We start from the raw sequence: 25,497 nt of genomic DNA, 5'->3' as shown, positions 1-25,497 counted from the left end.
GGCACGGATGCACATCGCGTGGGCATCCATCCAGGGTTGCAGTGCTGAACCGGCCCTGAATTTCCCGATCTGCGACCGTTTGCGCCGCACCAAAAGCAAGGAATCCGTAACCGAAATCGTGGCTTGGATTGTGCATTGCAACGGAACCATTTACCAATCGGGACGTTCACGATGCCGACGTCAGCCATGGGTAGTCTTGCCCTGAACGTCCAAGGTGCCCGGAGCGGCAAGGATTCCATGACGTCTGCGGCGACTGCCCACTCCGCCTCCGCCCGCGGCCTTCTCGGGCAGACGATCCCGTCCCTACATCAGCCCCGCATCCTGTTCGCCACGCCCGAGATGGCGGATTTCGTCAAGACCGGTGGCCTCGGCGAGGTCGCCGCCTCCCTGCCGCGGGCCCTGCGCCGGCACTACGACATCCGCGTCCTCATCCCCGGGTATCGCCAGGTGGTGGACCGGTTCGACCACATTCCCGTCGTCGCGCAGCTGCCGGGCCATGCCGGGGTGCCGCCCTGCGAGCTCGGCCTGGTGGAGAGCGGCGACGGCCTCCAGATCTACGTCCTCCTCAGTCCCGAGCTCTACCAGCGCGACGGCACGCCCTACGGCGACGGTCAGGGCGACTTCTGCGACAACGACGTACGTTTCGCCCGCCTGAGCCTCGCCGCCGCCGAGATCGCCCGCGGGGCCGATCCGGCCTGGGCCGCAGACCTCCTCCACCTCAACGACTGGCAGGCGGCCCTGGCCCCGGCCTACCTCGCCTGGGGCGGCCTGCGGGTGCCGAGCATCCTGACCGTCCACAACCTCGCCTACCAGGGCCTGTTCTCCCCCGACTCCCTCGGGCGCCTCGGCGTGCCGGACCACGCCTTCCAGATGGACGGCGTCGAGTTCTACGGACAGCTCTCGTTCCTCAAGGCCGGCATCTACTACGCCTCCCACGTCACCACCGTCAGCGACACCTACGCCCGCGAGATCACCACGCCGGATGCCGGCTGCGGCCTCGACGGGTTGCTCCGCACCCGCGCGGCCCAGGGGCGTCTCGCTGGGATCCTCAACGGCATCGACGAGAGCTGGGACCCGCGCACGGACCCGCACCTCGCCACGCGGTTCGAGGCCGACGACTGGAAGGGCAAGCGCGCCAACGCCGAGACCGTGCGCCGCCAGTTCGGTCTCGCCGTCTCGCGCGGGCCGCTCTTCGCCATCGTCTCCCGCCTCGTCCACCAGAAGGGCATCGACCTGAGCCTCGCCGCCGCCGAGACCATCGTGGCCGAGGGCGGCCAGCTCGTGGTCATCGGCCAGGGCGAGGGCCGCTTCGAGGGGGCGCTGCGCGATCTCTCCCGCCGCCATCCCGATGCCGTCGGCGTCCATGTCGGCTTCAACGAGCAGGACGCCCGCCGGATGTTCGCGGGCAGCGACTTCCTGCTGATGCCGTCGCGCTTCGAGCCCTGCGGCCTGGCGCAGATGTACGCCCAGCGCTTCGGCTCGCTTCCCATCGTCCATCGGACCGGCGGGCTCGCCGACACCGTCGAGGACGGCGTGACCGGCTTCACCTTCGGCGAGGCATCGGCGCGCGGCTTCTCCGGGGCGATCCGCCGGGCCCTCGACACCTTCGGCCAGAAGAAGCGCCTGAACGCCATGCGCCGCACGGCCATGTCGCGCACCTTCGGCTGGGACGAGGCCGCCACCACCTACGCCTCCCTCTACGCCCGCGCCTTCGGCAACGGCGCCGGCCTGCGCGCTCGGGCGGCCTGAGGCGACGACCCTTGCGGGTCCGGAGCACCGGATCCGCGCGAAAGGCCCTTGCAACGCATCGCCTCCCGCCCGCAAAAGCGCGGCGAACAGCGAGAGATGCGATGCCCGCCTACCGTTCCCGCACCACCACCCATGGCCGCAACATGGCCGGCGCCCGCGGCCTGTGGCGCGCCACCGGCATGAAGGACGGCGATTTCGGCAAGCCGATCATCGCCGTGGTGAATTCCTTCACCCAGTTCGTGCCGGGCCACGTCCACCTTAAGGACCTCGGCCAGCTCGTGGCCCGCGAGATCGAAGCGGCCGGCGGCGTCGCGAAGGAGTTCAACACCATCGCGGTCGATGACGGCATCGCCATGGGCCATGACGGGATGCTGTACTCGCTGCCCTCGCGCGAACTCATCGCCGATTCCGTCGAGTACATGGTCAACGCCCACTGCGCCGACGCGATGGTGTGCATCTCCAATTGCGACAAGATCACCCCCGGCATGCTCATGGCGGCGCTTCGCCTCAACATTCCGGCGGTGTTCGTCTCCGGCGGCCCGATGGAGGCCGGCAAGGTTCAGCTCAAGGGCGTGATCAAGAAGCTCGACCTCGTCGACGCCATGGTGGCGGCCGCCGACGACCGGGTCTCGGACGAGGACGTGGCCGCCATCGAGCGCGCGGCCTGCCCGACCTGCGGCTCGTGCTCGGGCATGTTCACGGCCAATTCGATGAACTGCCTGACGGAGGCGCTCGGCCTGTCGCTGCCCGGCAACGGCTCGGTGCTGGCGACCCATGCCGACCGCCGCCGCCTGTTCGTCGAGGCCGGTCACCTCATCGTCGATCTCGCCAAGCGCTACTACGAGGGCGACGATGCCAGCGTGCTGCCCCGGTCGGTCGCCGGCTTCTCGGCCTTCGAGAACGCCATGACCCTCGACATCGCCATGGGCGGCTCCACCAACACGGTGCTGCATCTGCTCGCCGCCGCCCACGAGGCGGAGGTGCCCTTCACCATGGCGGACATCGACCGCCTGTCGCGGCGCGTGCCGGTCCTGTGCAAGGTCGCCCCGGCGGTGGCCGAGGTCCACATGGAGGACGTGCACCGGGCCGGCGGCATCATGGCGATCCTCGGCGAACTCGACCGCGCGGGCCTCATCGACGCGCAGGCCGGCAGCGTCCATGCCGGCACCCTGGGCCAGGCCCTCGACCGCTGGGACGTGCGCCGCACGGGCAGCGCCACGGTGTCGGAGTTCTATCGCGCGGCGCCGGGCGGCGTGCCGACCCAGGTCGCCTTCAGCCAGGCGGCGCGCTGGGAGGAGCTCGACCTCGACCGCACCGGCGGCGTGATCCGCGAGGCGGCCCACGCCTACTCGCAGGATGGCGGCCTCGCCGTCCTCTACGGCAACCTCGCCGTCGACGGCTGCATCGTGAAGACGGCGGGGGTGGACGCCTCGATCCTCACCTTCACCGGCACCGCCCGGGTGTTCGAGAGCCAGGACGATTCCGTCGACGCCATCCTCAAGGGCCGCGTCAAGGCGGGCGAGGTGGTGCTGATCCGCTACGAGGGCCCGCGCGGCGGCCCCGGTATGCAGGAGATGCTGTACCCGACGAGCTACCTGAAATCGAAGGGCCTCGGCAAAGCCTGCGCCCTCGTCACCGACGGGCGGTTCTCGGGCGGCTCCTCGGGCCTGTCCATCGGCCATGTCTCGCCGGAAGCGGCGGAAGGCGGGCTCATCGGCCTCGTGCGCGATGGCGACCGCATCGAGATCGATATCCCGGGGCGCCGCATCCACCTCGCCGTGGACGAGGCCGAGTTGGCCGAACGCCGGGCCGCACAGGACGCTGCCGGATGGAAGCCGGCCGAGCTGCGCAAGCGTCGGATCACCACGGCACTCCGGGCCTACGCGATGTTCGCCACCAGCGCCGCGCGCGGGGCCGTGCGTCAGGTCGGGCCCGAGTAGGGGCCCGCCGTCCTCGCCGCCGGGGCGTGCCGGATCAGGGCTTGGCGTTGAGGAGGATCGGGTAGCACCGGGCCCCGGCCGCCGCGGCCAGGACTTCGACGGCGCCCACCGTCGAGGCGTCGCCGGCGACGTGGACCACGTCGGTGGTGCGCAGCGACGGTAGATGCGCCGTCAGGGGTCCGGGCCGGACGTCGGGCGGCCGCTGGCGGCTGCGGTCGGCCACGAGCACGAGGCGGCCCACCCCCGTGGCGCGCAGCCAGTCCAGGGACGGACGCATGTAGAGGTCGAGGGGGTCGCGGGCGCCGACATGGATCGCGACCTCGCGGGCCGGCTCGATGTAGCGGGCGGCCCGCGCGATGGACCAGATCGGGGCGAACCCGGTCTCGGCCGCGACGAGGACGAGGCGGCCGCCGCCCGGCCGGTAGTAGCCCCGGCCCACCGGTCCCTTGATCTTCACCGGATGGTCGAGGACGATCTCCTCGCCGAAGGCGTCGGGCAGGGCCGTGCGGTCGCCGGTGAGGCGCAGGTGGAAGACGAGTTCGTTGAGTTCGGCCGAGCCGTCGACGCGCAGGGTCGGATTCAGGACGACGGGCTCGAAGCCCTCGAAGGCCGCCACCACCCCGTGTCCCGGCTCAAGGGCCAAGCGCTTGGTGAGGGTCACCACCACTTCGAGGGTGTGGGGACCGAGCGGCGTGATCTGCGTCACCGTGCCGGCGCGCTTCTGGGCAGGCGCCGGTTTGACCGGTGCGCCGAAGGTCTCGGGCCGCTCGATGAGGCCGGCGCGCGGCGGGGTGAGCTTGACGGCGTCGGCGCGATGGCTGCGGGCCTGGGCTCGCCGGGGCAGGGGGCCGGAGCCCTGTCCCATGAGGCCCGGCGGCGCGGCGATCATGCCATCGGCCAGGGCGGCCTCCAGGGGGGTGTCGCCCGTGGAGATCCGCACGGACTTGCCGTTGACCACGAGGGAGCAGCGGGCGCTCATCATCATCCCTCGAACGGGGCCAGGCGTCGCGTCGCGCGTCGCGGAACGGGTGGCTATCGTGCCGAGTGCAGGAGTTGATCGACGAGGGCGGCCCAGCGATCGCGCACGGCCTGGGCCTCGGGCGTCAGGGGCGCGTCGGACTCGGCGATGGTCGCGATGCGGGCGCGCAGATGGGCGGTCTCGTCCCGCTCGGAGCGCAGGACCGCCTTCATCACCTGGAGCTGCGCCTTGAGGCGGGCGACGTCGGCGGAGGCCTCCGCCGGTTCGACGGACTCCGTGGACGGCGTGGCCGCACGCAACGGCACGATCTCGGCCATGGGCGTCTCGACGAGGCGCAGGGGCCGGGCCATCAGGCGCCGGACGATGCTGGTATCGAAGCTCGCATCGTTCCGTAAGGCCGCTTCGCCCATCAGGTGATCCCCCATCCCACGGCCGCTCGGGCCTAAGAGTGCCTCGCAGAACTCCCGGTCACCGCCGATTCTCACACTGAGCACGGCGGCGCAGCGGGAGTTCCGTGAGAGACACTCAGCATTCCGCTAGAGGGAACGATGGCGGATCATGGTTAAGGGAGGTTTAAACCGACCCGCCGTCTTCGCGGGGATCGGCGTTTCTCGCGGCCGTCAGGCGGCTTCCGGGGCCGCCCCGAGGAGTTGCCGGGCCTGGAGCATCGACATCGGTTCGCCGAAGGCGAAGCCTTGCGCGTACTCGCAACCCAGCTCAGCGAGTGCCTGCGCGTCGGCTTCCGATTCCGCGCCCTCGGCCACGATGGCGAGGTCGAGTTCCTGAGCCATCTTGACGATGGAGCGCAGGATCGCCGTGCGCCCCGTCGCGATCTGCCGGACGAAGGACTGGTCGACCTTGATGGTGTCGAACGGAAAACGCTGGAGGTAGGACAGGGCCGAGTAACCCGTGCCGAAATCGTCGAGCGACAGGCCGGCGCCGAGGTCGTGGATGCGCGCCAGCATTTGCGCGGCGTATTCCGGGTTCTCCATCACCAGGCTCTCGGTGAGTTCGAGCTTGAGGGAGCCGGGCAGCACGCCGGACCGGGCCAGGATCGTCTTCACGTCGTGCAGGAGGTCGTGGCGCAGGAGCTGGCGTGACGACATGTTGACGGAGGCGAAGATCGGCGGCTCGACATCGAGGGAGCGCTGCCAGGCCGCGAGTTCGAGGGCCGTGCGTTCCAGGGCGAAGATGCCGAGGTTGACCACGAACCCGCATTCCTCGGCCACCGGCATGAAGGTCGAGGCCGGAATGCGGCCGAGCCTGGGGTGATCCCAACGCAGCAGCGTCTCGAAACCCGCGACCGTGCGATCTTCCAGGCGAACGATGGGCTGGAACAGCACCTTCATCTCGTTGCGCTCGAGGGACCGCCGCAGGTCGCCCTCCAGCATCAGGCGGTCGCCGTGCTCGTTGCGCATATCGGCACGGAACACCTCGATGCGGTCGCCGCCGCCGCGCTTGGCCTGGATCATGGCGATCTCGGCGTTCTTGAACACCTCCTCGCGCTTCAGGGTGGCTCCGACCTCGTGCAGGACGATGCCGACGGACACCGTGAGGAAGATCTCGCGATCGGCGTAGGTGATCGGCGTGGCGATGGCCTTGCGGATCATCTCGGCGAACGAGAGGATGCGGTCAGGGTCGCGCTCCGACAGGAGGATCAGGGCGAATTCGTCGCCCGCGACGCGGGCCAGGGTGTCCTGCGGACGCAGGAGCCGGCCGAGGCGGCGCGACAGGGTGAGCAGGATCGAGTCGCCCGCCGAGAGGCCGATGGCGTCGTTGATGGCCTTGAACCGATCGACGTCGAGGACGATGGTCGTCGGCTTCAGGCGGGCATCCTGGCTGGCGAAGGCGAGGGCCGAGTCGAGGCGGTCGTGGAACAGCTCGCGGTTGGGCAGGCCGGTGAGGCTGTCGTGGACGGCGTCGTGCAGCAAGCGCTCCTCGGCGGTCTTCACCTCGGTGACGTCCGAGATGGTGCCGACGATGCGCACGACCTCGCCGTCCGTGCCGATCACCGGCCGCGCCTTGAGGCGATACCAGTAGTACGGGCCGGCGGTGGAGCGCAGGCGGAAGTCGTGGACGATGCGGCCGCGCCGCTCCTCGATGACCGTGTCGAGGGCGGCCGAGTAGCGGTCGACATCGAACGGGTGGACGAGGGCGAGCCAGTTCACCGCCGGGCCTTCGAGGGCCCCGCGCTTGAGGCCGAGCTGTCCTTCGATCTCCTGGCCGGCGAAGACCCGGTCGCCCGGCACGTCCCAGTCGAACACCACGTCGCCGGCGCCCGTGAGCGCGAGCGCCCGGCGCTCGGTGTCGGAGACCAGGGCATGGGTGAGGCCGCCGCCCGCGAAGGCGTGCTGCATCACCGTGAAGCCGATGAGCATGACGATGAGGACGAGGCCGCCGATGAGGGCGGGCTGGACGAGGTCGCTCCCGATCTGTCCCGTGATGGCGAAGCCCGCCGCCACCACCCAGACGAGGAGGAGGAACCAGGTCGGGATCAGCAGGATCGCCCGGTCGTAGCCGTTATGGGCGGCGAGATAGACGATGAGCAGCAGGCCGACCCCGGCCACCGCCGCGATGGAGATGCGCGCGACACCCGCCGCCACGGGCGGATCGAACACGGCGAGCGCCACGAGGCCGGCGAGGAAGGCGAGCCAGAAGAACGCCACGTGGCTGTAGCGCACGTGCCAGCGGCTGAGGTTGAGATAGGCGAACAGGAACACCAGCAGGGTGGCGCCGAGCACCGCCTCGGCGGACGCCCGGTAGACCCGTTCGGCCACCTCGGTGACGGGGAACACCCTTTGCAGGAATCCGAAGTCAATGCACGCATAGGCGAGGACCGACCACGCCAGGGCGGCGGCGGCGGGGAAGATGATCGCGCCCTTGACCACGAAGATGATCGTCAGGAACAGCGCCAGCAGCCCGGCGATGCCGATGATGATGCCCTTGTAGAGGGTCAGGCCGGTGGATTTCTTGCGGTAGGCTTCCTGGTCCCAGAGGTAGACCTGGGGGATGTTGGGCCCGCGCAGCTCGGCCACGTAGGTGACGGTGGCGCCGGGATCGAGGGTGATGACGAACTGGTCGGCTTCCGGATTCTCGTCGCGCTCCGGGCGGATGCCCTGGCTGGCCGTGATGGCGGCGATGCGCGAGCCGCCGAGGTCCGGCCAGATCACGCCCGAGCCGACGAGGCGGAAATGCGGGGCGACGAGGACGCGGTCGATCTGCTCGTCGGTGTCGTTGGTCAGCGCGAACACCATCCAGTCGGGGCGCCCGCCCGTGTCGCGCGCCTTCACGACGATGCGGCGGACGATGCCGTCCTTGCCCGGTGCCGTGGAGATCTGGATGAGGTCCCCGTCCGAGCGATAGCGCTCGATCATCGTCGTCAGGTCGATGGCCGGCGCATCGAGGGTGACGCGCACGGCCTCGACGGCGCGCGCCGGCGCGCTGAGGAGCAGGGCGCCGAAGAGAGCCGTGAGAAGAGCGGCGAGGACGAGGGAGATCTGACGCAACGGGCGAGTGTTCCGGCCGGGCGAGGCTGTGTGACGAGTACGGCTCAGCCGAGGGCTCAGTCGTATCGGCGGCGACCTCCACCGGCAAGGCAGCGGGGGCGCCGGAGCGGAGACGCCCACCGTTTCTCAACCGTGACGCCGAACCCGCTGGATCACGTTCCTTTGAGGCCAAAACAAGCCGGGGGCGGAAAATCTCAGGCGGCCTTCAGGGCAGCGGCGATCCGCTCCAGGGGCGGCAGCTTCTTGATCGGACCGATCGCGGCCAGCGTCGGGGCGCCCGAAAGCAGCCTGATGCCGGCGGCACGGACATCGTCGACGGTGACGGCATCCACCTTGGCGATGACCTCCTGCGCCGGGATCACCCGGCCCCAGGCGAGGATCTGCCGGGCGTTGCGCTCGATGCGTCCGCCGGGCGTCTCCAGGGCCGACAGCAGCGCGACCTTGAGCTGCGCCTTGGCGCGGGCGACCTCGACGGTGTCGGCGTCGCGGGCCGCCCGGGTGGTGGCCTCCAGGGTCACGTCCACGAGCTGGCCGAGATCGCCGCCCGAGGTGCCGGCGCCGATGCCGAACAGCCCGCAATCGTAGAACGACCAGTGGAACGCCTGGATCTCGTAGGCGAGGCCCCGCGTCTCGCGCACCTCGTGCCACAGGCGCGAGGTCAGCCCGCCGCCGAGCACCTGGGTGAACATGTGCAGGGCGTAGTAGCCGGGGTCGCGGAACGACAGGCCGGGCAGGCCGATGACGACGTTGGCCTGTTCGAGCTTCTTCTGCAGACGCTTCTCGCCGCCCTTGTAGATTCCCGGGACGGTCTCGGGCGGCGTCGCGGCCTTGAGCGCGCCGAAATGGGTGCGCGCGGATTCGACGATGGCGTCGTGCGCGATGGCGCCGGCCGCCGCGAGCACGATGCGGTCGGGGGTATATTCGCGCGCGATGTACGCCTCGATGCCGGCGCGGTCGAAGCTGTTGATGGTGTCCGGCGTGCCGATGATCGGACGGCCCATGGGCTGATCGGGGAACGCCGCCTCGGTGAAGGCCTCGTAGACCACGTCGTCGGGGGTATCCTCGATGGCGGCGTATTCCTGGAGGATCACGCCCTTCTCGCGCGCCAACTCGCCAGCATCGAACACCGAATCCGTGAGGATGTCGCCGATGACGTCCAGCGCCACGCCCGCATCCTCGCCGAGCACCCGGGCGGTGTAGCTCGTGCCCTCGGCGGAGGTCGCGGCGTTGATGTCGCCGCCGACATTCTCGATGTCCTCGGCGATGCGCCGGGCCGAGCGCGTCTTCGTGCCCTTGAACGCCATATGCTCGATGAGGTGGCTCAGCCCGCCCTCGTCGGGCCGCTCGTGGCGCGAGCCGGCGCCGACCCAGACGCCGAGGGTCGCCGTGGCGACCCCCGGCATCGCCTCCGTGACCACGGTGACGCCGTTGTCCAGGCGCGTGATCCGCAGGTCCGGGGAGGCGCCGTGGGTGGCGAAGTGCTGGTTCATGGGGTCAGCCGGCCTTGGTGATGCGGGCATGCGCGCGGATGAAGCTCTCCACCGCCGCCTGGTCGTTGGCGACGCGCGAGAACGTCTCCTTGCGGTCGAGGAGGTCGGCGAGATGCGGCGGCAGGGCCGGGCGCGCGCCGCCCACCGCCTCGGACACGGCATCGGGGAACTTCGCCGCATGCGCGGTGGCCAGAGCCACGACGGGCGTGCGCGGGTCCGTCTCGAGGAGCCGGCGGCCGGCATGGACGCCGATGGCGCTGTGCGGGTCGATGACGTGGCCGGTCTCGGCGAAGGTCCGGGCGATCTCGGCCTTCACGGCGTCCTCCGGAACGGCGGTGGCATCGAACTCGGCCCGCACGGTGTCGAGCACCGCCGGATCGAGGGTGAACCCGCCCGACTGCTTCAGGCCGGCCATCAGGCGACCGAGGCTCGACGCATCGCGGCCGAGGGCCTCGAACAGCAGGCGTTCGAAATTCGAGGAGATCTGAATGTCCATGGACGGCGAGGTGGTGGGCTGCACGCCCCGCACTTCGTAGGATCCATGCTCCAGGGTCCGGGCCAGGATGTCGTTGGCGTTGGTGCCGATCATCAGGCGCTCGATGGGCAGGCCCATGCGTTTGGCGACCCAGCCGGCAAGGATGTCGCCGAAATTGCCCGTGGGCACGGCGAACGAGACCGGGCGGTGGGGCGCGCCGAGGGCGACCGCGCTGGTGAAGTAGTACACCGCCTGGGCGGCGACCCGGGCCCAGTTGATGGAGTTCACGCCCGAAAGCTTCACCGCATCGGCGAATTCGGCGTGCTGGAACAGGGCTTTGACGATGTTCTGGCAATCGTCGAAATTGCCGTCGATGGCGATGGCGTGGACGTTGTCCGCCCCCACCGAGGTCATCTGCCGCCGCTGCACCTCGGAGACGCGGCCCTCCGGGAACAGGATGAAGATGTCGACCTGATCGAGGCCGCGGAACGCCTCGACGGCGGCGGAGCCGGTATCGCCCGACGTGGCGCCGACGATGGTCGCCCGCGAACCGCGCGCCCGCAGGACGTGGTCCATGAGCCGCCCGAGGAGCTGCATCGCCACGTCCTTGAACGCGAGCGTCGGCCCGTGAAACAGTTCGAGGAGGAACAGGTTGTCGTCGAGCTGGGTCAGCGGGCAGACGGCCGGGTGCCGGAACGTCGCGTAGGATTCCTCGATCATCCGGTCGAGGTCGCCATCCGCGATCTCGCCGTCGATGAGGGGACGCAGGACGATCTTGGCAGCGTCGGCGTAGCGCAGGCCGGCTAGCCCCGCGATGGTCTCGTGCGACAACCGCGGCCAGGTCTCTGGCACATAGAGACCGCCGTCACGGGCGAGCCCGGCGAGCAGGGCATCGGAAAAGGAGAGGGGCGCCGCGGCGCCGCGGGTCGAGACGTGAAGCAAAGGGGCCTCCGGGAAGGCGCCCCGTCTACACCAAGCCGTCCGGCCTGTCGAAACCTGATGCGGCTCAGGTGCTGGTGCCCGGGGCCTTGGCCAACTGGCATCCCGTGATGCGCCACGCTCCGTCGGGCTGCCGCTCCAGCGTGTAGAGGGCCATCCAGTCGGCGCCCGCCTCGTCCTGCAGCTTCACCCCCAGGGCGACGCCGTCGGTGCCGACATCCTCGACCCGGTCCACGCTGAAGCTGCGGGCGCGGTAGACGGCGGCGTAACCCTTGCGGACCATGGCGAGGAAGGAGTCGGGGGAGGGGAATAGGCCCTGGATCGCCGGGGCGGCCTGGGCGTAGGCGGTCGCCGCGTCGTCGGTGCGGAACGCTTCGAGCTGACGGGTGACGGTGGCGCGGGCCGCCGCGCGCCCGGCCTCGTCGGCGGCGTACGCCGTACTCAACGTCAGGCCGAGGGTCAGCAGCAGGGTCGCGGCGCGCATGGGGCACACTCCGGGGCGTGATCCGCCCAACCGGAGAGTAGCGCGCGCGCCGTCTCCGGCAAGCCGGTCGACGGTTCAGACCGCGTCCGGTGCGTCGAAGAGGCGCTTCCACGCGAACACGCCGAACACGCCGACGAGGCAGCCGGCGATGCCGAACCAGGTGAAAGCGTATTGCAGGTGGTTGTTCGGCAGGTCGACGCGCAGCTGTCCACCCTTGGGCCAGCCACCGGGATTGGGCGTCGCGTCCGCCTCGACGAGGTAGGGGAGGGCGTTCGTCAGCCCGAGTGCCGCGCTGATTCCGGGGATGTCGCGGTTGAACCACTCGTTCCGTGCGGTGTCGGGGGCGGGCACGAACATGGTCCGCGGTTCGGAGCCCCGCAGGATGCCGGTGACCACGGTCTCCCCGACGACCTGCCCGCCATTGCGGTTGGCCGGCGCCTTCAGTTCGGTCGGCACGAAGCCGCGGTTGATCAGAACCGTACCGCCCTCCGACAGGCGAAGGGGCGTCAGGACGTAGTAACCCTGGAGCGCGCGCCCCGGCGTGGCGCCGGCCGCCAGGCCGTGGACCAGGGTCTCGCGGTCGTTGAGGAGGGTGCCGGTGACGCGCACGCGCCGGAACTCGTCGGCGTCCGGATTCCACGTGCCTGGAGCGGGCGGGGCTGCGGGAGGCTCGACCCGCGAGCGCTCGAGGATGCGCCCGATCAGCGCCTCCTTCTGGCCCTTGCGATCGAGTTGCCAAACCCCGAGCCCGAGGAGGATCGCGAGGCAGACGAGGGAGACGAGGCCGGGCGCGATCAGGGCGCGCACGGCGGCGGGCCGGACGGACGGCACTAGCGGAAGCGCCCCTGCTCGGCCTTGTTGGCGAATTGCAAGGCAGCGAGGACGCCCTTGAGCGGCCGGATGATGGCGAGGCTCAACCCGATGGACAGGGAACCGGCCACGAGGGCGTGGATCCAGATCGCAGGCTCGTAGGTGATCTCCATCCACAGGGCGAGGCCGACCACGACGATCCCGACGATGGACATGACGAAGAAGGCCGGGCCGTCGCCGGAGTTGAAGCCGGAGAAATCCTGGCCGCAGACCTCGCAGGATGGACGAAAGGTGAGGAAGCCGTCGAACATGTGGCCCTCGCCGCAGCGCGGGCAGCGACCGCGCAGGCCGGTGGGGATCGGTGGGGGAAGTGGCCGCGTGGCGTCCAAGATGCGTACTCCTCGAGCCCGGACGAACGCCGGCTCGATGCGGATATGGGGATAAGGGACGGTCCCCACACGCGAAAGGGCGGCTCGCGCCGCCCTTTCATGTCTCCCATGCAGCCGAGAGGGCCGAACTCAGTGGGCGGCGTGTCCGGCGCCCGAGCCCCAGACGTAGATCGAGGCGAACAGGAACAGCCACACCACGTCGACGAAGTGCCAGTACCAGGCGGCGAACTCGAAGCCGAGGTGCTGCTTCACGGTGAACTGGCCGAGATAGGCACGGTACAGGCAGATGGAGAGGAAGATGGTGCCGATGATGACGTGGAAGCCGTGAAAGCCCGTCGCCATGAAGAAGGTCGCCGAGTAGATGCTGCCCGAGAAGCCGAAATGGGCGTGGGCGTACTCGTAGGCCTGGCAGGCCGAGAACAGCACGCCGAGGATGATCGTCAGCCACAGGCCGTACTTCAGACCCTTGCGGTCGTCATGCAGGAGGGCGTGGTGGGCCCAGGTGATGGTCGTGCCCGAGGTGAGCAGGATCAGGGTGTTGAGGAGCGGCAGGTGCCAGGGGTCGAACGCCTCGATGCCCTTCGGGGGCCAAGTGCCGCCGGTGAAGTCAACGCGGGTCGATTGGATCGGGTCGGCGGTGTAGAGGGCCGCCTCGAAATAGGCCCAGAACCACGCGGCGAAGAACATCACCTCGGAGGCGATGAACATGATCATGCCGTAGCGGTGATGGAGCTGAACCACGCGGGTGTGGTCACCCGTGTTGGCCTCGTGGACCACGTCCTTCCACCAGGCGTACATGGTGTAGAGCACGCCGATGGCGCCGGCACCGAAGATGTACGGCCCCGGGCTGAGGGTGCCGATGGTGAGGCTCTTCATCCAGAACACGGCGCCGAACGCCATGAGGAAGCCGGAGAAGGCGCCGATGAGCGGCCACGGACTCGGGGCGAGAATGTGGAAATCGTGGTTCTTGGCGTGCGCCTCGGCCATCTAACGTCTCTCCTGACCCCTGGCCCCCGACCGTGATGGCCCCGGGCTCTCTCATTGTTTCGGCTCGACCGGATGTCCGGCCTCCACGCTCAGACCCTTAATCAGCCCGGCGCGCTCTTGTCACGCTTGGCCCATGGAAAACAGGGTTGGCGCGTCAGAAATTCGACTTCTTTCCCGTGCTGCCCGTTGTCGCAAGCGCGGCCGTGGGCTGGCCGTTCTTCGACGCGAAGTAGGTGTAGGACAGGGTCATCTCGGAGAGGTGCGCGGTGTTCGAATCCTCGCGCATGGCCGGATCGATGTAGAACACCACCGGGAAATCCATGGTCTCGCCCGGCTGCAGGGTCTGCTCGTTGAAGCAGAAGCACTCGATCTTGACGAAGAACGCGCCCATCAGCGCCGGCTGGACGTTGAAGGTCGCGATGCCGGTGGACGGTACGGTGCCGGCGTTCTTCACGCGGAAGAACACCGTCTTGGTTTCCCCCAGCCGGGCCGTAACCTCGGCGGTCTCGGCCTGGAAGCGCCAGGGCAGGCTGGAGGAGACGTTGGTGTCGAACCGGACCAGCATGCTGTCGTCGGTGGCCGCCGCTGCGAGCGCGGCACCCTTGCGCGGCGTGCCGTCGAAGCCCGTGGCCTTGCAGAACATGTCGTAGAGCGGCACCGACGCGAAGGCGAGGCCGATCATCCCGAAGGCGAGACCGGCGCAGGCGAACGCCGTGACGGCGGCCTTGCGGGACGATTTGGTACGGTCGGTCATGGTGACTCCGTCGCCGCGCTTCACAGCGGGCGATTGAGGACCTGAGGTCCGAGCTTCGCGATGGTTAGCACGTAGAAGATCGCCACGAGGGTGAACAGCACCGCCGCGATGGCGAGCGACCGCTTCCGCCGGCGCTGCGCCTCCTCCGGCGTGAGGGGCCGCGGCTGCGGATTGTTCTGCAGGCCGCTCACGCGATCACCGTCCGGAGCAGGCCGAGGCTGTGCTCGGCCAGCAGTGCCGAGAACAGGAGGAACAGGTACAGGATCGAGAAGCCGAACATGCCCAGCGCCGCCTTGCGCTCCGCCTCGCCCTCGCGGTTGCGGAAGACGTGGACGCTGAAGGCGAGCATGCCGAGGCCGCCGAGCAGGGCGGTCAGGCCGTAGAGAAGGCCGCCGAAGCCGAGGAAGACCGGGGCGAGGCCGACGGGGAAGAGGACGAGGGAATAGTAGATGATCTGGCGGCGGGTCGATTGCGGCCCGGCCACGTTCGGCATCATCGGGATGCCGGCCTTGGCGTACTCACCCGACTTGATCAGGGCCAGCGCCCAGAAGTGCGGCGGCGTCCAGATGAAGATGATGAGGAATAGGACGATCGATTCGATGCCCACCGAGCCCGTGACCACGGCCTGACCGATGATCGGCGGCAGGGCGCCGGCGGCACCGCCGATGACGATGTTCTGCGGCGTCGCGCGCTTCAGCCACATGGAATAGAACACCGCGTAGAACACGATGGTGAAAGCGAGGAGTCCAGCGGCGAGCCAGTTCGAGGCGAGACCGAGCACGAGCACCGAGCCGACGGACAGGACGATGCCGAAGGCCAGGGCCTCGCCGGGCTGGATGCGGCCATCCGGGATCGGGCGCTTGGCCGTGCGGGTCATCACGGCGTCGATGTCGGCGTCCCACCACATGTTGAGGCAGCCCGAGGCGCCCGCACCCACGGCGATCATGAGGAGCGAGATCGTGCCGACCACGGGCTGGATGTGAACGTTCGACACCGCCATGCCGACGAGGGCGGTGAAGATCACCAGCACCATCACGCGCGGCTTCAGCAGGGCGAAGAAATCCGAGACCTCGCCGCCCACGGCCATGGTGACCGGTTGCGGCTCGGCGTCAGCGGAGAGGCTGTTCGACAGGCTCGTCATGGGGACCTGATGCGTTTGTCGTGTGGGGCTTCGGATCGCGCCGTCATCGAATGATGCAGTCTTGGCGCCGCCCTTTGGGGGATGCCCGCCCCCCGATTTCGGCGGGTGAGGCATCCGGGAAAGAGCGAGGACCGCTCGCGCGGTCCTCGCAATCCGTGAAGCTTATGGCTTTTCTCAGTGGTGGCCCGGCTCGTCGACGATGCGGGGCAGCGTCTCGAACTGGTGGAAGGGCGGCGGCGAGGACAGGGTCCACTCGAGGGTGGTCGCACCCTCGCCCCACGGATTGTCGGCCGCGCGCTTGCTGGACCGGAAGGCCAGGACGACGCCGATGAAGAACACCACCATGCCGAGCGCGAAGATGTGCCCGCCCCAGGTCGAGACCTTGTGCCAGCCGGCGAAGGCCTCTGGGTAGTCGGCGTAGCGACGCGGCATACCGGCGAGACCGAGGAAGTGCATCGGGAAGAACAGCACGTTCGCGCCGATGAAGGCGAGCCAGAAGTGCAGCTTGCCGGCCCATTCGGGGATGATGTGGCCGGTCATCTTCGGGAACCAGTAGTAGACGCCGGCGAAGATGATGAACACCGCGCCGAGCGAGAGCACGTAATGGAAGTGCGCCACGACGTAGTAGGTGTCGTGCAGGTACTTATCGACCGCCGAGTTCGCCAGCACCACGCCGGTCACGCCGCCGACGGTGAACAGGAAGATGAAGCCGACGGCCCAGTGCATGGCGGCGGTGAAGCGGATGGAGCCGCCCCACATGGTGGCGATCCACGAGAAGATCTTCACGCCGGTGGGCACCGCGATCACCATGGTGGCGAACACGAAGTAGGACTGGGTCTGAAGCGACAGGCCGACGGTGTACATGTGGTGCGCCCACACGACGAAGCCGACGACGCCGATGGCGACCATGGCGTAGGCCATGGCGAGGTAGCCGAACACGGGCTTCTTCGAGAAGGTCGAGATGATGTGGCTGACGATGCCGAAGGCCGGCAGGATCATGATGTACACTTCGGGGTGACCGAAGAACCAGAACAGGTGCTGGTAGAGCACCGGATCACCGCCGCCGGCCGGGTCGAAGAAGGTCGTGCCGAAGTTGCGGTCGGTGAGCAGCATGGTGATCGCGCCGGCGAGCACCGGAAGCGACAGGAGCAGCAGGAACGCGGTCACCAGCATCGACCAGGCGAACAGCGGCATCTTGTGCAGGGTCATGCCCGGCGCGCGCATGTTCAGGATGGTGGTGATGAAGTTGATGGCGCCCAGGATCGAGCCGGCGCCGGACAGGTGCAGGGCGAAGATCGCGAAGTCGACGGCCGGGCCGGGATGGCCGGCGGTGGAGAGCGGCGGGTAGACGGTCCAGCCGGTGCCGGCGCCGCTGGCGCCGGGAGCGCCCTCGACGAACAGCGAGCAGACGAGGCTGAGGAAGCCCGCCACCGTCAGCCAGAACGAGATGTTGTTCATGCGCGGGAACGCCATGTCGGGCGCGCCGATCATGAGGGGCACGAACCAGTTGCCGAAGCCGCCGATGAGGGCGGGCATCACCATGAAGAACACCATGATGAGTCCGTGGCCGGTCACGAACACGTTGTAGGTGCCGGGATTGGCGAAATACTGGAGGCCGGGCTCCTCCATCTCCATGCGGATGCCGAAGGAGAGGAACGCGCCGATGATGCCCGCGCAGAAGGCGAACAGCAGGTAGAGGGTGCCGATGTCCTTGTGGTTCGTGGACAGGAACCAGCGGGAGAAGAACGGCGGCTTGTGATCGTGGGCGTCGTGGTGCCCCGAATGTGCTGCGGCGTTAGCCATGGATAGACCTCAGTCCAGGTTTCTCTTGAATCTCATGAAGCGAGGCCGGTCCGGGCGCCCTTCGCGCCCGGACCGGCCGGACCCGTCAGCGGGCCGCAGCGAACTTCGAGGTGTCGTTGTCGATCCGGGCGAACTTCGTCTTACCCTCGGCGAGCCACTTGGCGTAGGCCTCCTCGCTCACGACCTGGACCGTGATCGGCATATAGGCGTGGCGGGCGCCGCAGAGTTCGGAGCACTGGCCGTGATAGGTGCCCTCGCGCTCGGCCTTGAACCAGAACTGGTTGAGGCGGCCGGGGATGGCGTCGATCTTGAAGCCGAAGGACGGCATCGCCCAGGAATGCAGCACGTCGGCGGCGGTGACCTGGATTTTGACGATCTTGCTCACCGGCACGACCATGTCGTTGTCGGTGCCGAGGAGCTTCGGCTGCTTGTCCTCGTCGAGGTTGGCGTCGAACGTGAAGCCGCCGCCCTGCTCGACGGCCGGGTACTCGTAGGACCAGTACCAGGCATGGCCGATCACCTTCACGAGCACGTCGGCCTTCGGGTCCGAGAGCTGCGTGCGCAGGAGGCGGAACGACGGGATCGCGACGGCGACGAGGATGAGCACCGGGACGATGGTCCAGGCCACCTCGATGAGGGTGTTGTGCGTGGTCTTCGAGGGCGTCGGGTTCGCCTTCTCGTTGAAACGGAACACGCAGTAGAGGATCAGCGCCAGCACGAAGGCCGAGATGCCGAAGGACAGCCAGTGCATGCCCTGTTCGAAGGTATGGATGTCCCGGGCATTCTCGGTGACCGCAACTTGGCGATCCATCTGCCAGGGCACGGGCTGGCCGATGCCGGCCGCCAGGGCGGATGACGACGAGACGAGGACGGCGCCAAGCGCGGCAAGCCCCCATGATGACCGGTGTTGCGCCTGCGTCGTCCGCATCTGCCTCTCTCGGCTCCCCATGACGTGATCGGTTGTCCCCGCGCCTCTTGCTATATTTAGACGAAAGCGCAAGTGCGTTCTGCGGGTGTTGCGGCATCCCGCGGATTTTGCCCACCCTGAATGCCGATGGGGCGTGTCAGACCACATGGGCGGGGGAGGCGCAACCGCAACAGCGTCGCATCGGCGGCATTCGTGCGCGTTATGCCGGGTCCGATTCGCGTGCGGACCCCTCTGTGGACCCTTCGCGGGCGCGGTCTGACAATCGACATGGAGGTTCGTGCCGGCCCGTGATCGAGCGTTTGGAATTCATCCTCGCCCTGGCGCGCGAGCGCCATTTCGGCCGGGCCGCGCAGGTCTGCAACGTCTCGCAGCAGACCCTGTCGGCCGGCGTGAAGCAGCTCGAGGAACGCCTCGGCGTCATGCTGGTCCAGCGCGGTTCCCGCTTCCAGGGCTTCACCCCGGAGGGCGAGCGGGTGCTCGAATGGGCGCGCCGCATCGTCGGCGATGCCCGCGCCATGCGGGAGGAGGTGGCGAGCCTGCGACGGGGCCTGTCCGGCACGCTTCGGCTTGCCGCGATCCCGACGGCGACGCCCATCGTGGCGGCCCTCACGACGCCGTTCCGGATGCGCCATCCGGAGGTGCGGTTCTCCGTGCACTCCACCACCTCGGGCGAGATCGGCCGTCTCATCGCCGATCTCGAGATCGACGCCGGCATCACCTACCTGGAGAACGAGCCTCTGGGGCGCCTCACCGCCGTGCCGCTTTACCGCGAGCGCTACCGGCTGCTCACTGCGGTGGACGGCGTCTTCGGCGCCCGCGAGTCCGTGACCTGGGAAGAGGTGGCGCGCATCCCCCTCTGCCTGCTCACGCCCGACATGCAGAACCGTCGGATCATCGACCGGCATCTGACCAGTGTCGGGCGCGTCTCGGCGCCGCTCCTCGAATCGAACTCGATGATCGTCCTGCTCACCCATGTCCGGACGGCCAAGTGGGCGAGCATCATGCCGGCGGTGCTCGCCGACAGTTTCCGCCTCAGCGAGCGGGTGCGGGCCGTGCCCATCGTCGAGCCCGACGTCAGCCACCTGATCGGCCTCGTCGTGCCGGAACGCGAACCCATGACGCCGCTCTGCGCCGCCCTCATCGTCGAGGCCCGTGCCGCAGCGCCCACCATCGCGCAGGATATTGCCTCCCTGTGAGGTCCTGCCGAGCTCCGGCCTCGCTATGGGTTTTTGCGTTGCACAATCATTTTACGACAAAAATCCGTTGTCGACCAACGGAAAGGCGCGATTGATTCACGGTCGGTGATATACCACATTGGAACGAGAACAAGATAAACCGGGTGGAACAATGCTGCCGAACGAGCCCTGGAGCGAGCCCCGCGCCGCCGGGATCATCGCCGATCATCTCCATCTGGAAGGGGCGACTCTTCCGATCCTCCACGCCCTGCAGGAGACTTTCGGCTACGTCGACGAGGGGGCGGTGCCGCTCATTGCCGACGCGCTGAACCTGTCGCGGGCCGAGATCCACGGCTGCATCACCTTCTACCACGACTTCCGGCGCGCGCCGTCCGGCCGGCATCAGGTGAAGCTGTGCCGGGCCGAGGCCTGCCAGGCCATGGGCTCGGACGCGCTCCATGCCGACATCCTCGCCCGCCTCGGAATCGATTGGCACGGCACCACGCCGGATGGTCAGGTCACCGTCGAGCCGGTCTACTGCCTCGGCCTCTGCGCCAACGGTCCGGGCGCCCTCGTCGACGACGAGCCCCTGGCCCGGCTCACCGCCGACTCCCTGGAATCGGCCCTGGCCGAGGTGAAGTCATGAGCGTCACCCTCTACGTCCCCCGCGACGCCGTCGCCCTCGGGCTCGGGGCCAACCGGGTCGCCCGCGCCCTGTTCGCCGGAGCCGAGCGCCGAGGCCTCGACGTCACCATCGTCCGCACGGGTTCGCGCGGGATGCTGTGGCTGGAACCGATGATCGAGGTCGGCACGGCCGAAGGCCGCATCGCCTACGGCCCCGTCACCCTCGGCGACGTCGATGGCCTGCTCGATGCCGGTCTGGTGGATGGTGGGGCGCATGCTCTGCGCCTCGGCGACCCCGAAAAGATTCCCTACCTCGCCCGCCAGCATCGCCTGACCTTCCAGCGCTGCGGCGTCGTCGATCCGGTCTCCGTCGCGGATTACCGGGCGCATGGTGGCTACAAGGGGCTGGAAGCCGCCCTCAAGCTCGACGCCGCCGGCATCGTCGCCGAGGTCCGCGAGTCCGGTCTGCGCGGGCGCGGCGGCGCCGGGTTCCCGGCCGGCATCAAGTGGAACACGGTGATGCTCGCCGCGTCGGACCAGAAATACGTGGTCTGCAATGCCGACGAGGGCGATTCCGGCACCTTCGCCGACCGGATGATGATGGAGGGCGACCCCTTCAATCTCATCGAGGGCATGACCATCGCGGGCATCGCGACGGGGGCCACGCGTGGCTACATCTACCTGCGCTCCGAGTATCCCCAGGCCTTCTCGACCCTGAAGGAAGCCATCGCCAACGGGACGAAGGCCGGCTTCCTCGGCGATAACGTCATGGGCTCCGGCAAGGCCTTCCACCTCGAAGTCCGCCTCGGTGCCGGCGCCTATATCTGTGGCGAGGAGACCTCCCTGCTGGAGAGCCTGGAGGGCCGCCGCGGCATCGTCCGCGCCAAGCCGCCGATTCCGGCACTCAAGGGGTTCCTCGGCAAGCCGACGCTGGTCAACAACGTGATGACCTTCACGGCCGTGCCCTACATCCTCGAGCACGGCGCCAAGGCCTATGCCGAGTACGGCATGGGCCGGTCCCTCGGCACCCTGGCGATCCAGCTTGCCGGCAACATCAAGCACGGCGGCCTCATCGAGTACGCCTTCGGCATTACGCTGCGCGAGATCATCGAGGATTTCGGCGGCGGCACACAGAGCGGACGGCCTGTGCGGGCGGTGCAGGTCGGCGGCCCGCTCGGCGCCTACTTCCCCGATCACCTCCTCGACACACCCCTCGACTACGAGGCGATGGCGGCCAAGAAGGGCCTCGTCGGCCATGGCGGCATCGTGGTGTTCGACGACACCGTCGACATGGCAAAGCAGGCGCGCTTCGCCTTCGAGTTCTGCGCCGTCGAATCCTGCGGCAAGTGCACTCCCTGCCGCATCGGCGCGACACGCGGCGTCGAGACCATGGACAAGGTCATCGCCGGCACCGACACCCAGCGTAATCTGGCTGTCATCTCAGACCTTTGCGACGTCATGACCGATGGGTCGCTCTGCGCCATGGGCGGGCTCACGCCGATGCCCGTCATGAGCGCGATCACCCATTTCCCCGAGGATTTCGAGCGTGGCGGACACATGTCCGTCGCTGCCGAGTAAGGAGGCGCGACCCATGGCCCTCATCAAAGAGATCGATTACGGCACCCCGATCCGGGTGTCCGAGCAGACCGTAACGCTCACCATCGACGGCATGCACGTCACCGTCCCGGCCGGCACCTCCGTCATGGCCGCCGCCATGCATGCGGGCACGCAGATCCCCAAGCTCTGCGCCACGGATTCGCTGGAAGCCTTCGGCTCCTGCCGCCTCTGCCTCGTCGAGATCGAGGGCCGTCGCGGCACGCCCGCCTCCTGCACCACGCCGGCCGAGAACGGCATGGTGGTCTCGACCCAGACGGACAAGCTCGCCAAGCTCCGCAAGGGCGTGATGGAGCTCTACATCTCCGATCACCCCCTCGACTGCCTGACCTGCGCCGCCAACGGCGATTGCGAATTGCAGGACATGGCCGGTGCGGTCGGCCTGCGCGACGTGCGCTACGGCTATGACGGTGCCAACCACGTCAAGCCGTCCTCGGATCAGTACCTGCCGAAGGACACCTCGAACCCGTACTTCACCTACGATCCGTCGAAGTGCATCGTCTGCAATCGCTGCGTCCGCGCCTGCGAAGAGGTGCAAGGCACCTTCGCGCTGACCATCGAGGGCCGTGGCTTCGACAGCCGCGTCGCCGCCGGGCCGACGAACTTCATGGAATCCGAGTGCGTCTCCTGCGGCGCCTGCGTCCAGGCGTGCCCGACGGCGACGCTCCAGGAGAAGTCGATCATCGAGCACGGCCAGCCCGATCACTCCGAGATCACCACCTGCGCCTATTGCGGCGTCGGCTGCTCGTTCAAGGCCGAGATGCAGGGCACCCGCGTCGTGCGGATGGTCCCCTACAAGGGCGGCAAGGCCAATGAAGGCCATAGCTGCGTCAAGGGTCGCTTCGCTTACGGCTACGCCACTCACAAGGACCGCATCACCAAGCCGATGATCCGCGACAAGATCACGGACCCCTGGCAGGAAGTGTCGTGGGAGGTCGCCATCGACCGCGCCGCGTCCGAGTTCAAGCGCATCCAGGCGAAGTACGGCAAGGATTCCGTCGGCGGCATCACCTCGTCGCGCTGCACCAACGAGGAGGCCTACCTCGTCCAGAAGCTGGTCCGGGCCGCGTTCGGCAACAACAACGTCGATACCTGCGCCCGGGTCTGCCACTCGCCCACGGGCTATGGCCTGATGTCGACGCTCGGCACATCGGCCGGCACGCAGGATTTCGCCTCCGTCGCGCATTCCGACGTGATCTTGGTCATTGGCGCCAACCCGACCGACGGTCACCCGGTCTTCGGCTCGCGGATGAAGAAGCGCCTGCGCGAGGGCGCCAAGCTCATCGTCGCCGATCCGCGCAAGATCGATCTGGTGAAGTCGCCCCACGTCGAGGCCGACTTCCACCTGCCGCTGAAGCCCGGTTCCAACGTCGCCTTCATCAACTCGATGGCGCACGTCATCGTCACTGAGGGCCTGATCGACGAGGCCTATATCCGCGAGCGCTGCGACCTCGGCGACTTCGAGGCCTGGGCGCGGTTCGTGGCCGATGAGCGCCACTCGCCCGAGGCTCAGGAGCGCTTCACCGGCATCGATCCGGCCGAACTCCGGGGCGCCGCTCGCCTCTACGCCACGGGTGGTGCGGCCGGCATCTACTACGGCCTCGGCGTGACCGAGCACAGCCAGGGCTCGACCATGGTCATGGGCATGGCCAATCTCGCCATGGCCACCGGCAACATCGGCATGCTGGGCGCCGGCGTGAATCCGCTGCGCGGCCAGAACAACGTCCAGGGCTCGTGCGACATGGGCTCGTTCCCGCACGAGCTGCCGGGCTACCGCCACGTCTCGGACGACGCCACCCGAGAGACCTTCGAGTCCCTGTGGGGCGTCACCCTCGACAGCCAGCCGGGCCTGCGCATCACCAACATGCTCGACGAGGCCGTCGATGGCGCCTTCAAGGGCATGTACATCCAGGGCGAGGACATCGCTCAGTCCGACCCCGACACGCACCACGTCACCGCCGGCCTCATGGCGATGGAGTGCATCGTCATTCAGGACATCTTCCTGAACGAGACGGCGAAGTACGCCCACGTCTTCCTGCCGGGCGCGTCGTTCCTGGAGAAGGACGGCACCTTCACCAATGCCGAGCGCCGTATCTCCCGCGTCCGCAAGGTGATGCCGCCGCTTGCCGGCGTCGGTGACTGGGAGGGCACGATGCTGCTCTCCAACGCCCTGGGCTACCCGATGAACTACAGCCACCCGTCCGAGATCATGGACGAGATCGCCTCGCTCACTCCGAGCTTCAAGGGCGTGAGCTTCGCCAAGATCGACGAGCTCGGCTCGATCCAGTGGCCCTGCAACGACGACGCGCCGCGCGGCACGCCGATGATGCACGTCGACCGTTTCGTGCGCGGCCTCGGCAAGTTCATGATCACCGAGTACGTGGCGACCGAGGAGCGCACGGGTCCGCGCTTCCCGCTCATCCTCACCACGGGCCGCATCCTGTCGCAGTATAATGTCGGCGCGCAGACCCGCCGCACGGAGAACTCGCGCTGGCATGAGGAGGACGTGCTGGAGATCCACCCGTTCGACGCGGAAGTGCGCGGCGTGGTCGACGGCGATCTCGTGGCCCTGGAAAGCCGCTCCGGCGACATCGCCCTCAAGGCCGTCGTCTCCGAGCGCATGCAGCCGGGCGTCGTCTACACCACCTTCCACCACGCCAAGACCGGCGCCAACGTCATCACCACGGATTACTCGGACTGGGCGACCAACTGTCCCGAGTACAAGGTGACGGCGGTGCAGGTCCGGCGCACCAACCGGCCTTCCGATTGGCAGGCGAAGTTCTATGAGGAGGACTTCTCCCTGACCCGTATCGCGACCCAGTTGAATGCTGCCGAGTAGCCAGACCCTGACCGAAGACGACGCGCCGGCCGAGGCGGCCCGGCGCGTCACGACCCTCGTCGTCGCCTACGACGACCCCGTTGCCCGGCCGGGCGAGCGCGATCTCGCCGTCGAGATGCCGGTCAACCTCGTCTACGGCAGCGTGCCCTACGCGGTGATGATGTGCACGCCGGCCGACCTCGTGGACTTCGCCTACGGGTTCAGTCTCACGGAAGGGATCGTGGCCTCGGCCGACGAGATCCGGGCTGTGACGGTGGAGGATGGCGAGGGCGGCCTGCGCGTCCTCGTCGACCTCGCGCCGGGGCGCCTGCGCGAGCACCTCGCCCGCAAGCGCGCCATCAGCGGGCGGACCGGCTGCGGCGTCTGCGGGATCGACGATCTCGCCGCCCTGCCCATGGCCGAGACCCGCGCCGACGGGGCGGTCGGCGTCGGGATCGCAGCCGTCGAGCGCGCGCTGGCGGCGCTCGGCGACGCGCAGGTGCTGAACCGCCGGACCCGCGCGGTCCATGCCGCCGCCTGGGCCAACCTCGACGGGTCGCTGGTCGCCGTGCGCGAGGATGTCGGGCGCCACAACGGGCTCGACAAGCTCATCGGCGCCCTGATCCGGGACCGGGTCGATCCGGCCACCGGCTTCGTCGTCATCACGAGCCGGTGCTCGTTCGAGATGGTCGAGAAGGCAGCAAACCTCGGCGCTTCCATCGTCGTCGCGATCTCGGCACCGACATCGCTCGCCATCGACCGGGCGCGGCTGCACGGCATGACCCTGTGCGCCATCGCCCGCTCCGACACCCTGACGGTCTTCACGGGGCGTGAGCGTCTGATCCTCGCCCCGGCTCCCTGACCGCGCCCCCTTCTCTCACGCGAGCGTCCC

At 68.5% G+C, this 25,497-nt stretch carries 21 protein-coding genes; 7 read left to right on the top strand and 14 right to left on the bottom strand.

The genetic code is table 11. From position 1 onward, the window contains the following. Positions 1 to 237: 237 nt before the first annotated feature. Together glgA and ilvD are read left to right on the top strand one after the other, a co-directional pair. On the top strand, positions 238 to 1,749 hold the full coding sequence (gene glgA / locus MKK49_RS06040) for a glycogen synthase GlgA (RefSeq protein ID WP_244027201.1): 1,512 nt from the start codon (positions 238 to 240) through the stop codon (positions 1,747 to 1,749). 101 nt (positions 1,750 to 1,850) lie between these two features. Next, positions 1,851 to 3,689 (top strand): dihydroxy-acid dehydratase, encoded by a 1,839-nt coding sequence (gene ilvD / locus MKK49_RS06035; protein ID WP_244027143.1) that lies wholly within the window; start codon positions 1,851 to 1,853, stop codon positions 3,687 to 3,689. A gap of 34 nt (positions 3,690 to 3,723) precedes the next feature. On the opposite strand, the gene MKK49_RS06030 is transcribed toward ilvD, so the two are convergent. The 14 genes from MKK49_RS06030 to coxB all read right to left on the bottom strand — a co-directional run bounded on the left by MKK49_RS06030 (position 3,724) and on the right by coxB (position 18,374). After that, positions 3,724 to 4,668: a ferredoxin--NAD(+) reductase gene (locus tag MKK49_RS06030; RefSeq protein WP_244027142.1), complete on the bottom strand. Its 945-nt coding sequence runs from the start codon at positions 4,666 to 4,668 to the stop codon at positions 3,724 to 3,726. 53 nt (positions 4,669 to 4,721) lie between these two features. Beyond that, on the bottom strand, positions 4,722 to 5,078 hold the full coding sequence (locus tag MKK49_RS06025) for a hypothetical protein (RefSeq protein ID WP_244027141.1): 357 nt from the start codon (positions 5,076 to 5,078) through the stop codon (positions 4,722 to 4,724). Between the two features lie 210 nt (positions 5,079 to 5,288). After that, a complete protein-coding gene (locus MKK49_RS06020) occupies positions 5,289 to 8,174 on the bottom strand; it encodes a sensor domain-containing phosphodiesterase (RefSeq protein ID WP_244027140.1) in 2,886 nt (961 codons plus the stop codon). Between the two features lie 194 nt (positions 8,175 to 8,368). Next, positions 8,369 to 9,664, bottom strand: a complete 1,296-nt coding sequence (locus tag MKK49_RS06015; RefSeq protein WP_244027139.1) for a M16 family metallopeptidase — start codon at positions 9,662 to 9,664, stop codon at positions 8,369 to 8,371. Between the two features lie 4 nt (positions 9,665 to 9,668). Continuing rightward, the gene (thrC, locus tag MKK49_RS06010; RefSeq protein ID WP_244027138.1) at positions 9,669 to 11,081 is read right to left on the bottom strand and encodes a threonine synthase; all 1,413 of its coding nucleotides are present in this window, start codon (positions 11,079 to 11,081) and stop codon (positions 9,669 to 9,671) included. Positions 11,082 to 11,145: 64 nt separating this feature from the next. Then, positions 11,146 to 11,562, bottom strand: coding sequence for a DUF4864 domain-containing protein (locus MKK49_RS06005; protein ID WP_244027137.1), 417 nt, complete (start codon positions 11,560 to 11,562; stop codon positions 11,146 to 11,148). Between the two features lie 75 nt (positions 11,563 to 11,637). Further along, positions 11,638 to 12,369 carry an SURF1 family protein gene (locus MKK49_RS06000; protein ID WP_244027136.1) on the bottom strand — a complete coding sequence of 244 codons (732 nt, stop codon included), beginning with the start codon at positions 12,367 to 12,369 and terminating at the stop codon, positions 11,638 to 11,640. Positions 12,370 to 12,392: 23 nt separating this feature from the next. Further along, positions 12,393 to 12,761, bottom strand: a complete 369-nt coding sequence (locus MKK49_RS05995; protein ID WP_244027135.1) for a DUF983 domain-containing protein — start codon at positions 12,759 to 12,761, stop codon at positions 12,393 to 12,395. Positions 12,762 to 12,890: 129 nt separating this feature from the next. Then, on the bottom strand, positions 12,891 to 13,748 hold the full coding sequence (locus MKK49_RS05990) for a cytochrome c oxidase subunit 3 (protein WP_244027134.1): 858 nt from the start codon (positions 13,746 to 13,748) through the stop codon (positions 12,891 to 12,893). A gap of 154 nt (positions 13,749 to 13,902) precedes the next feature. Further along, on the bottom strand, positions 13,903 to 14,502 hold the full coding sequence (locus MKK49_RS05985) for a cytochrome c oxidase assembly protein (RefSeq protein ID WP_244027133.1): 600 nt from the start codon (positions 14,500 to 14,502) through the stop codon (positions 13,903 to 13,905). 20 nt (positions 14,503 to 14,522) lie between these two features. Beyond that, positions 14,523 to 14,693: a hypothetical protein gene (locus MKK49_RS05980; RefSeq protein ID WP_244027204.1), complete on the bottom strand. Its 171-nt coding sequence runs from the start codon at positions 14,691 to 14,693 to the stop codon at positions 14,523 to 14,525. Beyond that, entirely contained in the window at positions 14,690 to 15,643 is a 954-nt protein-coding gene (locus tag MKK49_RS05975) for a heme o synthase (RefSeq protein ID WP_244027132.1), read from the bottom strand. Before MKK49_RS05975 ends, MKK49_RS05980 begins: the two co-directional genes overlap by 4 nt. 174 nt (positions 15,644 to 15,817) lie before the next feature. Beyond that, a complete protein-coding gene (gene ctaD / locus MKK49_RS05970; protein ID WP_244027131.1) occupies positions 15,818 to 17,446 on the bottom strand; it encodes a cytochrome c oxidase subunit I in 1,629 nt (542 codons plus the stop codon). Positions 17,447 to 17,531: 85 nt separating this feature from the next. Further along, positions 17,532 to 18,374: a cytochrome c oxidase subunit II gene (gene coxB / locus MKK49_RS05965; protein WP_244027130.1), complete on the bottom strand. Its 843-nt coding sequence runs from the start codon at positions 18,372 to 18,374 to the stop codon at positions 17,532 to 17,534. Positions 18,375 to 18,661: 287 nt separating this feature from the next. On the opposite strand from coxB, the gene MKK49_RS05960 reads away from it, so the two are divergent. The 5 genes from MKK49_RS05960 (at position 18,662) to fdhD (ending at position 25,467) form a co-directional block, all read left to right on the top strand. After that, a complete protein-coding gene (locus MKK49_RS05960) occupies positions 18,662 to 19,570 on the top strand; it encodes a LysR family transcriptional regulator (RefSeq protein ID WP_244027129.1) in 909 nt (302 codons plus the stop codon). Positions 19,571 to 19,721: 151 nt separating this feature from the next. Continuing rightward, positions 19,722 to 20,195: a formate dehydrogenase subunit gamma gene (locus MKK49_RS05955; protein WP_244027128.1), complete on the top strand. Its 474-nt coding sequence runs from the start codon at positions 19,722 to 19,724 to the stop codon at positions 20,193 to 20,195. Continuing rightward, positions 20,192 to 21,751, top strand: coding sequence for a formate dehydrogenase beta subunit (locus MKK49_RS05950; RefSeq protein ID WP_244027127.1), 1,560 nt, complete (start codon positions 20,192 to 20,194; stop codon positions 21,749 to 21,751). Before MKK49_RS05955 ends, MKK49_RS05950 begins: the two co-directional genes overlap by 4 nt. A 13-nt stretch (positions 21,752 to 21,764) precedes the next feature. Continuing rightward, positions 21,765 to 24,626: a formate dehydrogenase subunit alpha gene (gene fdhF, locus MKK49_RS05945; protein WP_244027126.1), complete on the top strand. Its 2,862-nt coding sequence runs from the start codon at positions 21,765 to 21,767 to the stop codon at positions 24,624 to 24,626. Beyond that, entirely contained in the window at positions 24,613 to 25,467 is an 855-nt protein-coding gene (gene fdhD / locus MKK49_RS05940; RefSeq protein ID WP_244027125.1) for a formate dehydrogenase accessory sulfurtransferase FdhD, read from the top strand. Before fdhF ends, fdhD begins: the two co-directional genes overlap by 14 nt. Positions 25,468 to 25,497: the final 30 nt, after the last annotated feature.

It is taken from the genome of Methylobacterium sp. J-090 (assembly GCF_022829345.1).
Taxonomy (GTDB): domain Bacteria; phylum Pseudomonadota; class Alphaproteobacteria; order Rhizobiales; family Beijerinckiaceae; genus Methylobacterium.
Note: the sequence above shows the minus strand (reverse complement) of the source record. Positions and strands in the feature narration are given on the sequence as shown.